We start from the raw sequence: 10,241 nt of genomic DNA, 5'->3' as shown, positions 1-10,241 counted from the left end.
GTGGAGCGTACCGGAATCAGTCGGTGAATTCTCGGCAAAGTTCCATTCTGATTTCCTGACTCTACTCAAAGATCCGCCGCACGCAGGCGCTGGGCATGCTCGACGTACAGCTCGATAGGGTCCGGCGAAGACGCGGTTACGCCCGGGCTGCGCCGCAAGCTCGCCAGGTGATCCATTGGATAATCAGAGCGGATCACTTGGCCGAGATGGCTACTGAAGCGTCCGACGAAGCCGTCATTCTGCTGGGGTTCGGTGGTGAAATACTGCGACAGGACCCGGCAGGTTGCTTGAACCGGATCCAGCGCCGGCAGCCTGGATTGCGCAACAACTCCGCTCCACGAGTAATAGCGCACGCCGTTGACTTGCTCCGGGCCGTGACCGCCCCAGGTGTGTGGCAGGCCTTGTGGGAATTTGTCATTGAATTGCCCGACGCCGACGGTGGTCAGTGCGTTGAGAGCAGCCACCGCATTCTGTGGCAGTGCCACGCTGCCACTGAGCAGCGACAACAAATCGGCAAATTGCGTCGTCACGTTTTGTGCAACGACCTCCGGCAGCTTGCCCGGGACCAGTGCCTTGCGCAGGAAGTCGGCGAGCTCCGAACCATGGTTCGGACCACTGACGGAGGTGACTGAAGCGACGACGTTTGGTGCAAGCGCTGCCGCATAGCGTGCAGCGAGTGCACCTTGACTGTGTCCTATAAGGTTGACTTTCTTCGCTCCTGTGCCTCGCAGCACGCAGGCCATCTGTGACAGTAATTGCTCACCCCGCATTTCATTGTCGTGGGTGGCCGAAAGGTGTGGAACAAACAATCGACAGCCAGCCGCTTTCAGCGCGGATTTGACGTCATGGAACAGCTCGAAATGACCGATACGCTCGAACCCGAACAGACCGTGGACCAACAGGATGGGATAACGAGTTGTAGCATTCCGTTGCATGTTCTTACCTTTTTCGTAGAAGTTCATCGGGAAATCACCGAGCCACTCTAAAACACCGCTGTCGCTGAGGAAGTACGAAGAGGCTTCGCGTTGTGTTTGAAAATGGACTACGAGGCGTACGAAATTTCGGAGAGCTGTGAAATCCGAATCGGAAGTTCAGTGGGTCGTTTGTCGGCATAACAGCGCGAACTCCGCGGTTGCCTACCTTGCGAGTAGCGCTTACGCCGTCGTCGCGGTGTATTCGGCTGACATCAAGAACATTCGAAGAAGTCCTCAATGTAGATGTCAGTGTCGCCATTCGGGGCGGCACGTTTTCCAGGGAGTGGAAACGAAAATGAATAGCCATGAAGTCGAGTTTTGCTGGCGGATGCGTCAGCCGATGGTTGCCGAAGTGTCCATCGAACCTCTTGTCGCGCCGATGATTGACGGGCTCAGTGGGAGCGTGTTGGATCCTTCACTGGTCAAAGCCATCGTTCGCATTTCTCCTTATGCCAACATGAGCTGCGGCGATCAGTTGACGCTGTATTGGGAGGGGCTGGATATCGAAGGCTTCACCTATCAATACGAGAGTGTTCGATTCATCAGCCAGGCTCAGGTCGGCAGGGACGTAGTCTTCGTCATCAAGGCCATGCATGTGGCTGCGCTGGATGGAGGCTCGCTGGAGGTTTACTGGACACTGCAAAGTGCGTCCGCGCCCAAGGCAGTGGAATCTGCACGCCTGCAACTGTCTGTGGGCGATATGCGCACGCAATTGTTGGCGCCACAGGTCGAAGGCTCGGTAAACGGAGCGCTGGAGCCATCGCGAGTGGCCGAGGGCACCCTGGTGACTCTACAGCCTTACGCGAGGATGTCGGCGGGTGATCGGGTGATGTTGTCCTGGCACGGCGATACTTCGCCCGAGATCTTTACCGACTCATTGAACGTGGAGGCCTACTCCGTCGCGCAATGCCTGTCGTTCTGGGTGCCGGGGAGCTACATCGAAGCTCACCGAGGTGGTGAAGTGGTCGTCGCCTACCGTGTCGAACAACGCTGTGGAACGGTTCGAGCGTCCGAGCCTGCCACGGTTTTCCTAGGGCCTGCAGTGCGTGCGCAATTGCCTGCGCCGGATGTCGTCGAGGCAGTTGAAAACGCGTTGTCACTGAAGGATTCGGTCGACGGCGTTTCCGTTCTCATCGAAGGGGCGCAGGTGCAAGAGGATGAGTTGGTCTATCTCAAGTGTGACGGTGAGTTCTTCAGTCACCGGGATGATCTTGAAATTACGCGGGAGACGGCTGGTCAAGCCGTGTGTTTCATTGTCCCTCACCGGTTCTGGCGTGAACATCACGGCACAACGGTGCAGATCGCCTACACCGTGGAGCGTCTGGACGATGTCAGTCAGCAATCCCCCGTTACGCAAATCAGCGTGGAGGCTTTGCCAGTGAATGCCGGCCCTCCGCGCTTTGAATGAGCGGGAGGGCGGTTCGATCAACGTTTGGCTTGTGCGACGCGTCGTGCGGCATCGGTCAGCAATCGCTCAGTTGCATCGAAGCCGAGGCAGCCGTCGGTGATCGATACGCCGTAGCTTAGAGAACTGCTCAGCGGCTGGCAGCCTTCGAACAGGTGAGATTCCAGCATCATGCCGATCAGCGAGTGGTTTCCACGCAGGCGTTGTTCAAGGACGTCATTGAAGACTGCCGGCTGGCGCAGTGGATCCTTGCCGCTGTTGGCATGGCTGCAATCGACCATGATCCTGCTGGGGATCTTCAGTCTGCTGAGCTCGGCGCTGATGTTGGCCACGCTGGTTGCATCGTAGTTCGGCCCTTGATGGCCACCGCGCAGCACGATGTGGGTGTCAGCGTTGCCGGCTGTCTGCACGATCGCCGGATGCCCTTGGCTGTCGACGCCGAAGTGTCGATGCGGATGGGCTGCCGAGCGCATGGCGTCGACAGCAACGGCGGCGCCGCCGTCGGTGCCGTTCTTGAAGCCCACCGGCATGTTCAGGCCGCTGGCCATTTCGCGGTGGATTTGCGATTCGGTGGTGCGGGCACCAATGGCCACCCAGCTCAGCAGGTCATCAAAGTAGTTGGCGGCCATGGGTTGCAGCAGTTCGGTAGCGACCGGTAGTCCGAGCCGGATCATTTCCAGCATCAGTTCGCGCGACAGCGTCAGACCGGCAGCCATGTCGTCAGAGCCGTCCAGATGCGGATCGTAGGCCAGACCTTTCCAGCCGATCGTCGTTCGCGGCTTTTCGACGTAAGCACGCATGACCAGCAGCATTTCACCGCTGACATCTTCGGCCAGTCGAGCAAGTTTGCTGGCGTATTCGATTGCCGACTGCGGATCATGGATGGAGCAGGGGCCAACGATGACCAGCAGGCGCGGGTCTTCACCGTCGAGGATGGCGCGCACCGCCTGGCGATGGGCATTGACCTGCTGATGCAGGGAGTGGCTGAGCGGTAATTGCTGTTTGAGTTGCAACGAGCTGGGCAGACGCAGGGTCAGCGCTTCGTTGGCAGAATCGAGGGTGGACAGCGGCAAAGCGGAAACTGAAGAGTTCATGTTCGGTCTTCCTGGGCGGATGGCGGGTTTTTCCCGCGCACTCGGCCCTACTGGGGTGTTCGACAAATGGCCGTACTGGCTAGGCATGTGTGTTTGCCACCTGTGGGTGACCGATCGGAGGCGGCAGGCTGTCCCGAGCGGAGGCTGGTAAATCGCCAGGCGCTAAAGCTGTCGTAACGGTAATAAGTGGCGTAGTTCATGGTGTAATCCTCGAAATGTGGTGTGTCGCTGAAAGTGATGGGCCTGAAAAAACAAAACCCCCGGTCGGGAGGCCGACCGGGGGTTGAGAAATCTCTGGTAGGCGACCCGTTATCATGGGCGCCGTTTGGGTATCAGGCGCGCCAGTGGCTAAACCAATACCCAAAATAAAAGTTGTCTGGAGCGCAGGCGTCGTTCACCCGCGCAGCCGCAATCGAGCGCGAGGCGCTGGCGATGCAAGACTGTGAAGGGGCGTTGAACATGGTCTGTCTCCGATGAATACGCCGAGCTTACTCGACGCTGATACGCGTCAGCAATCAGAAAATGCTATTGCGTGCCGAGCGAAACGGCTATCACTGGCAAACGATCTGGTTAAAGTACATTTTTACGATTGGAGAGAGCTGAATGAGTTATCGAATTCGGCATGCCACCCATGATGATCTTGCTTTTGCGCGGGATCTGACCTGTCGCAACATGCTGCGCTATTACATTGACCACGATCTGTTGTGGCAGGACGAGGCATTCGACGCAGGCTGGCAGCATCGTGAGAACTGGATGATCCTTCAGGATGAACTGCTGATCGGCTTTGTCAGTCTGAGCCAGGATGCCCGAGCGCTGTACATACGCGAATTGCAGATTGATCAGCCCTGGCAAGGGCAGGGCGCCGGTTCCTGGGCCATTAGTCAAGTTACCGAAATGGCTCGTCAGGCAAGACGACCGGCACTGCGACTGACAGTGTTTGACAATAACCGGGCGCAAGAACTGTATGCACGCAAAGGACTGCACATCGTGGGCAGGGATGAGTGTTTCCTCAGAATGCAGCTCGATTTGAGTACAGCTGTGCTCTGAAACCCACAGCCGGCAAGCCCTGAATGACGAATTGAAACTTTTTAAATGCGGCTTTCCGCTAGGTCTGTCTGGCACTTTTTGCTAAGGTGTCCGGCATCCCAATAAGACCATATCGCGAGGTGTCTGCTTGATTAGGGTGCTAGTGGTCGACGACCATGATCTCGTTCGCACAGGCATTACACGAATGCTGGCCGATATCGATGGCCTGCAGGTGGTGGGTCAGGCCGAGTCAGGTGAAGAGTCCCTGATCAAAGCCCGTGAATTGAAGCCTGACGTAGTGCTCATGGACGTCAAGATGCCCGGCATCGGCGGCCTCGAAGCCACGCGGAAACTGCTGCGCAGCCACCCGGACATCAAGGTGGTTGCCGTTACGGTGTGCGAGGAAGACCCTTTCCCGACGCGTTTGCTGCAGGCCGGCGCCGCCGGTTACCTGACCAAGGGCGCGGGTCTGCCGGAGATGGTTCAGGCCATTCGGCTGGTTTTCGCCGGGCAGCGTTACATCAGTCCGCAGATCGCTCAGCAGCTGGCGATCAAATCATTCCAGCCAACCAATGATTCGCCGTTCGATGCCTTGTCGGAGCGGGAAATCCAGATTGCCTTGATGATTGTCGGCTGCCAGAAGGTCCAGATCATTTCCGACAAGTTGTGCCTGTCGCCGAAAACCGTGAACACCTACCGCTACCGCATTTTCGAGAAGCTTTCGATCAGCAGCGACGTCGAGCTGACACTGCTCGCGGTGCGTCACGGCATGGTGGATGCCAGCGCCTGACCATGACCGAGACATTTGATTCCAGTGCTTTCCTGTCGACCGTCAGCGGTCGCCCGGGCGTCTATCGCATGTTCGACAGCGAGGCGCGCCTGCTGTATGTCGGCAAAGCCAAAAACCTGAAGAAACGTCTGGCGAGCTACTTTCGCAAGACCGGGCTGGCGCCGAAAACGGCTGCACTGGTCGGGCGTATCGCTCAGGTCGAGACGACCATCACCGCCAACGAAACCGAAGCGCTGCTGCTGGAACAGACGCTGATCAAGGAGTGGCGCCCGCCGTACAACATCCTGCTGCGCGACGATAAATCCTATCCGTACGTGTTTCTCTCCGACGGACAGTTTCCGCGCCTGAGCATCCATCGCGGCGCAAAAAAGGCCAAGGGCAAGTATTTCGGCCCCTATCCGAGTGCCGGCGCCATACGTGAAAGCCTGAGCATCCTGCAAAAAACCTTTTTCGTCCGTCAGTGTGAAGACAGCTATTACAAGAACCGCACCCGTCCGTGCCTGCAATACCAGATCAAACGCTGCAAGGCACCATGCGTGGGCCTGGTCGAGCCTGACGTCTACGCCGAAGACGTACGCCACTCGGTGATGTTCCTCGAAGGTCGCAGCCACGCGCTGACCAACGAGCTGTCCACCGCGATGGAAGAGGCAGCGATCAATCTCGAATTCGAACGCGCGGCCGAATTGCGCGACCAGATTGCCTTGCTGCGCCGGGTGCAGGACCAGCAGAGCATGGAAGGCGGAACCGGCGATATCGACGTTATTGCCGCATTCGTCAACCCAGGCGGCGCCTGTGTCCACCTGATCAGCGTGCGCGGCGGGCGCGTGCTCGGCAGCAAGAATTTCTTCCCGCAGGTCGGCATTGAGGAAGACGTTTCCGAGGTCATGGCAGCGTTCCTCGGTCAGTACTACATCAGTAGCCCCGAACGCGATCTGCCGAGCGAACTGATCGTCAACGTGGTTCACGAAGACTTCCCGGCGTTGATCGAAGGGATTCACACCTTGCGCGGCCGTGAGTTGGCCATCAGTCATCGGGTGCGCGGTACCCGTGCGCGCTGGCAGCAACTGGCGGTGACCAACGCTGAGCAAGCGTTGGGCGCGCGTCTGGCCAACCGTCAGCACACCGCCGCGCGATTCGATGCGCTGGCTGAAGTGCTGAATCTGGATGAACCGCCGCAACGCCTGGAATGCTATGACATCAGTCATTCCAGCGGCGAAGCCACGGTGGCCTCCTGCGTGGTGTTCGGGCCGGAAGGCGCGATCAAGTCGGATTATCGCCGCTACAACATCGAAGGCGTCACCGCCGGCGACGATTACGCGGCCATGCACCAGGCGTTGACTCGCCGCTTCAGCAAACTCAAGGACGGCGAGGGCAAGTTGCCGGACATCCTGCTGGTCGACGGTGGCAAAGGCCAATTGTCGATGGCCCGTGATGTGCTGAACGAACTGGCCGTACCGGATCTGATTCTTTTGGGCGTGGCCAAGGGCGCCACGCGCAAGGCCGGTTTCGAAACGTTGTATCTGAATGATGCAGCGCACGAGTTCACCTTGCGCGGCGATTCACCCGCCTTGCACCTGATTCAGCAGATCCGCGATGAGGCGCACCGCTTCGCAATTACGGGGCATCGCGCTCGTCGCGGCAAGACCCGCCGAACCTCAACGCTGGAAGGCGTGGCAGGGGTAGGGCCGACACGTCGCCGTGACCTGTTGAAACATTTTGGTGGATTGCAGGAGCTGTCTCGTGCAAGCATCGAAGAGATCGCCAAAGCCCCGGGGATCAGTAAAAAGCTCGCTGAGTCGATTTATGCGAACCTGCATAGTGAGTAGAATGCCCCTTCACCTCGTAGCCAGTTGTGCCGATGAATATCCCTAATCTGATTACCGTTCTACGCGTCCTGCTCATCCCGATCTTTATTTTGCTGTTCTATCTGCCCTACGAGTGGAGTTACATGGCCTCCGCTTCGGTGTTCGCCTTCGCGGCTGCGACCGACTGGCTCGATGGTTATCTGGCGCGCCGATTGGAGCAAAGCACACCGTTCGGTGCCTTCCTCGATCCGGTCGCCGACAAGCTGATGGTCGCTGTTGCCTTGGTCCTGCTGGTGCAGGAACACGGCAATCTCTGGCTGACGCTGCCAGCGGCGGTCATCATCGGTCGTGAGATCGTGATTTCGGCACTGCGCGAATGGATGGCCGAACTCGGCGCCCGGGCACAGGTGGCCGTTTCTAATCTGGGCAAATGGAAAACAGCGGCGCAAATGCTCGCGCTGGTGATTCTGCTGGCTCATCCAAAGGCATTCAGCTTCTGGGTCGTGCTCGGTTATACGCTGCTGATCGTATCGGCAGGGCTGACCCTGTGGTCGATGGTTCAATACCTTCGCGCTGCCTGGCCGCACCTGAAGACCGATGTCGAAAAGAAATAAAAGTTTTTTGAATCAAGGGGTTGACGGGGCATCTTAATTCTATAGAATGCGCCACACCAAGCGGGAATAGCTCAGTTGGTAGAGCACGACCTTGCCAAGGTCGGGGTCGCGAGTTCGAGTCTCGTTTCCCGCTCCAATTTGTACAGTGTTTGTTGTTGTGCTACTGACAGCGAATACTTTGAGGCCGAGTAGCAAAATGGTTATGCAGTGGATTGCAAATCCACCTACGCCGGTTCGATTCCGACCTCGGCCTCCACTATCAAAAACCCCGTAGATCAATGATCTACGGGGTTTTTTGTTGTCTGCAAAAAAAGTGGTGTTCACCTGTTTGCCCAGGGTCAATCAGTCAAGCACGATCCGGTCTGAATGTGGCTGGCACCTTCCACCGTCAGATTCGAGAAAAAGATGCAGCCAATGAGCCGCGCGAACAGCGTCAATGTCTCTGCAAGATCGGGGTTGTCAAACAGAACAGCCCTTGAGTCCAGAGCACATAAGGCACCCCAAAGTCTCCCGTCCGGCAGAAAAACAGGCGCGCCTGCGTAGCTTTCAATCGAATATTGCTTCACCACAGGACGTGACGACAGTCGTCCATCCTGGCTGATTTGTGGAAGGAAGAGGGCTTGCGGATTTCGTCGAAACTCACTGCAAAGGGTGGTTTCCAGATCCAGCGTATCGCCGACATTTATTCCCAGTTCAATCGGATCGTACGCCGAACAAACGATCCACTCTGTTTCAGTGAATTTTGCGATTCCGGCAAAGCGTGTACCGGTCAGACGGGTGACAAGCTGCAGGATATTGGTGGTCGCTTCGATCTCGGCGATCGCCGAGCGCTCCTCTTGGCTTAAAGACGCTTTTAGAACGGTGTCACTCATTTGCATGGAATCAAATCTCCTGATTGCTTGTACATCCCTGAGCTCTGCTCTGGTGACGTTCTGTGCGGCGTGATCGTGGTTGAAGGGGGGCGTGCTGATTACCCTTTGATTATTGATTTCGGCGCCAACCTTTAGCGTAGACATCCAGTCCAGTCTTGGGTTGCCTGCTCATAATCTCAATCGATGAAACATCTGTCACCCGTGCAGCTAAGGTGATGGTGAGCATCTGAATCTTTTGAGTTTATCGTCCCAATTTCCAGTCGGGTTGCTGCGATTTGCCAGTAACCTCGGCGTCTACTTCAAGCACACTCCGTAGCTCCCTGATTTCTGAGGCTTTTTGATTTTCCGCGGTCAGCGATATTTAGTTCTCAAATCGCGCACTCCAAACTTGCTTCACCGGGACGTGATGTATATATTCCCCGCTCGGCTTTTCAAGCGGCCATCCTGTCAGGATCGCAACCGCAGGGCTGACGAAGCAACACCGCGCTACCGCCCGAATGGCGAAACTGGTAGACGCATGGGACTTAAAATCCCCCGCTCGTAAGGGCGTGCCGGTTCGATTCCGGCTTCGGGCACCATAAATATCAAGGGCTTGCATGACATATGTCATGCAAGCCCTTATTTATTGTGCAATGGAAATGTTTTCCACGCTCCTGACTGGCCATTCCGTCACCGTCTGGTGTTTGGAAATCCACTCCTTTCTTCAGCGTCGACTGCATCCATCAGCGAGTAAGCGTTTCCGGGGCCACAACCCACACACTACATGGCATTTTGTACAACAGATGCTCCACCGTGCTGCCAACCAGTCTGCCTATTCCTCGATGAGTGACGCGGCCCATTACGATCACATCGATGTCGTACGCATCGGCATAGCTGGAAAGCACCTTGGCGGGATCGCCCAGAATCATGTGCTGGTTTTCTGCTGGAATGTTGTTGCGTGCAGCCAGCGCCTGGAAAGCTTCGCCCTGGGCCTCGAACAGTTTCTTGGCTGCGCTGGAAGAAAAGATCGCTGAGGCGTTATTGAAGCCGAACTCGGCAGCGCTGATCGATGACAGGTCATGGGCATAAATCACGTCCAGGCTGCCATTGCAGATACTGGCCAGTCTTGCTGCTTCGCGCAGGATCCGATCGTTGAGGCCCTGGTATTGGCCCTCACGATGGAAGGGGTCGACCGCCGCGACGATTCGGCGTGGCAGTGCGTTTTGAGCGTGGCTGACAAAATGCAGCGGCACCGGGCATTCGCGCAACAGGTGGATGTCCAGCGGCGTAAACATCAGCCGCGACAGCAATGGTTCGTGCTCCAGAGCCTTTATAAGGACAGCCATCGGCTGTTCCTTCAAATGAATGAGGATTTCCTTCAAAGGATTGTCCACCCAGACGACCTCGGTGGTGACGGTCACCCCGATCTTGCGCAGCGGCCGGGCCTGGTCTTCGAGCCATTGATGATGGCGTTCGACATAGCCTAGGCGCATCTGCTCCAGGGCTTGCTCGTTGACCATTCCTGCGGTCGCCAGGCCCTCCAGATAATCAAACGCGACAATATGCAGTGCGGCATCCGACGCTTTGGCCAGTGCGGCGGCGCGGTCGAACGCCGGACTGTTTTTCATCAGCGGCGACACGACCAGCATGAAACGCGATTGCTCAGACATGACAGGACTCCC

The 10,241-nt window shown here is 57.2% G+C and carries 9 protein-coding genes and 3 tRNA genes; 8 read left to right on the top strand and 4 right to left on the bottom strand.

Annotation, left to right across the window (positions count from 1 at the left end; translation table 11 throughout):
* Nucleotides 1-65 precede the first annotated feature (65 nt).
* A complete protein-coding gene (locus F8N49_RS00965) occupies nt 66-935 on the bottom strand; it encodes a triacylglycerol lipase (protein WP_151550621.1) in 870 nt (289 codons plus the stop codon).
* A gap of 334 nt (nt 936-1,269) precedes the next feature.
* On the opposite strand from F8N49_RS00965, the gene F8N49_RS00960 reads away from it, so the two are divergent.
* Nucleotides 1,270-2,382, top strand: coding sequence for a hypothetical protein (locus tag F8N49_RS00960; RefSeq protein ID WP_151550617.1), 1,113 nt, complete (start codon nt 1,270-1,272; stop codon nt 2,380-2,382).
* Between the two features lie 17 nt (nt 2,383-2,399).
* Here F8N49_RS00960 and F8N49_RS00955 read toward each other — a convergent pair whose 3' ends face one another.
* A complete protein-coding gene (locus F8N49_RS00955) occupies nt 2,400-3,473 on the bottom strand; it encodes a 3-deoxy-7-phosphoheptulonate synthase (RefSeq protein ID WP_110646513.1) in 1,074 nt (357 codons plus the stop codon).
* A gap of 603 nt (nt 3,474-4,076) precedes the next feature.
* On the opposite strand from F8N49_RS00955, the gene F8N49_RS00950 reads away from it, so the two are divergent.
* The 6 genes from F8N49_RS00950 (at nt 4,077) to F8N49_RS00925 (ending at nt 7,964) form a co-directional block, all read left to right on the top strand.
* Complete coding sequence (locus tag F8N49_RS00950) at nt 4,077-4,520, top strand: N-acetyltransferase (RefSeq protein WP_151550616.1); 444 nt, start codon at nt 4,077-4,079, stop codon at nt 4,518-4,520.
* Between the two features lie 127 nt (nt 4,521-4,647).
* A complete protein-coding gene (uvrY, locus tag F8N49_RS00945) occupies nt 4,648-5,289 on the top strand; it encodes a UvrY/SirA/GacA family response regulator transcription factor (protein WP_024012761.1) in 642 nt (213 codons plus the stop codon).
* Nucleotides 5,290-5,291: 2 nt separating this feature from the next.
* On the top strand, nt 5,292-7,115 hold the full coding sequence (gene uvrC, locus F8N49_RS00940) for an excinuclease ABC subunit UvrC (protein ID WP_024012762.1): 1,824 nt from the start codon (nt 5,292-5,294) through the stop codon (nt 7,113-7,115).
* A 32-nt stretch (nt 7,116-7,147) separates the two neighbouring features.
* A complete protein-coding gene (gene pgsA / locus F8N49_RS00935; RefSeq protein WP_016774513.1) occupies nt 7,148-7,708 on the top strand; it encodes a CDP-diacylglycerol--glycerol-3-phosphate 3-phosphatidyltransferase in 561 nt (186 codons plus the stop codon).
* Nucleotides 7,709-7,768: 60 nt separating this feature from the next.
* A tRNA-Gly gene (locus tag F8N49_RS00930) sits at nt 7,769-7,844 on the top strand.
* Nucleotides 7,845-7,890: 46 nt separating this feature from the next.
* Nucleotides 7,891-7,964, top strand: a tRNA-Cys gene (locus tag F8N49_RS00925).
* A gap of 82 nt (nt 7,965-8,046) precedes the next feature.
* Here the strand turns inward: F8N49_RS00925 and F8N49_RS00920 are convergent.
* Complete coding sequence (locus F8N49_RS00920) at nt 8,047-8,580, bottom strand: GAF domain-containing protein (RefSeq protein WP_163012213.1); 534 nt, start codon at nt 8,578-8,580, stop codon at nt 8,047-8,049.
* 491 nt (nt 8,581-9,071) lie between these two features.
* On the opposite strand from F8N49_RS00920, the gene F8N49_RS00915 reads away from it, so the two are divergent.
* Nucleotides 9,072-9,158 (top strand) — tRNA-Leu (locus F8N49_RS00915).
* Nucleotides 9,159-9,302: 144 nt separating this feature from the next.
* On the opposite strand, the gene F8N49_RS00910 is transcribed toward F8N49_RS00915, so the two are convergent.
* Complete coding sequence (locus tag F8N49_RS00910) at nt 9,303-10,229, bottom strand: universal stress protein (RefSeq protein WP_151550620.1); 927 nt, start codon at nt 10,227-10,229, stop codon at nt 9,303-9,305.
* Nucleotides 10,230-10,241 lie beyond the last annotated feature (12 nt).

It is taken from the genome of Pseudomonas sp. GXM4, from assembly GCF_008923895.1.
GTDB classification, from domain to species: domain Bacteria; phylum Pseudomonadota; class Gammaproteobacteria; order Pseudomonadales; family Pseudomonadaceae; genus Aquipseudomonas; species Aquipseudomonas atacamensis.
The sequence above is the reverse complement of the archived record's forward strand: the minus strand, read 5'-3'. Positions and strand labels throughout refer to the sequence as shown.

Bases quoted from the DNA above. Each gene is read 5' to 3' on its own strand.
- uvrC (WP_024012762.1), top strand. From the start codon at position 5,292: ATGACCGAGACATTTGATTCCAGTGCTTTCCTGTCGACCGTCAGCGGT.
- pgsA (WP_016774513.1), top strand. From the start codon at position 7,148: ATGAATATCCCTAATCTGATTACCGTTCTACGCGTCCTGCTCATCCCG.
- F8N49_RS00920 (WP_163012213.1), bottom strand. From the start codon at position 8,580: ATGAGTGACACCGTTCTAAAAGCGTCTTTAAGCCAAGAGGAGCGCTCG.
- F8N49_RS00910 (WP_151550620.1), bottom strand. From the start codon at position 10,229: ATGTCTGAGCAATCGCGTTTCATGCTGGTCGTGTCGCCGCTGATGAAA.
- F8N49_RS00950 (WP_151550616.1), top strand. From the start codon at position 4,077: ATGAGTTATCGAATTCGGCATGCCACCCATGATGATCTTGCTTTTGCG.
- F8N49_RS00965 (WP_151550621.1), bottom strand. From the start codon at position 935: ATGCAACGGAATGCTACAACTCGTTATCCCATCCTGTTGGTCCACGGT.
- F8N49_RS00960 (WP_151550617.1), top strand. From the start codon at position 1,270: ATGAATAGCCATGAAGTCGAGTTTTGCTGGCGGATGCGTCAGCCGATG.
- F8N49_RS00955 (WP_110646513.1), bottom strand. From the start codon at position 3,473: ATGAACTCTTCAGTTTCCGCTTTGCCGCTGTCCACCCTCGATTCTGCC.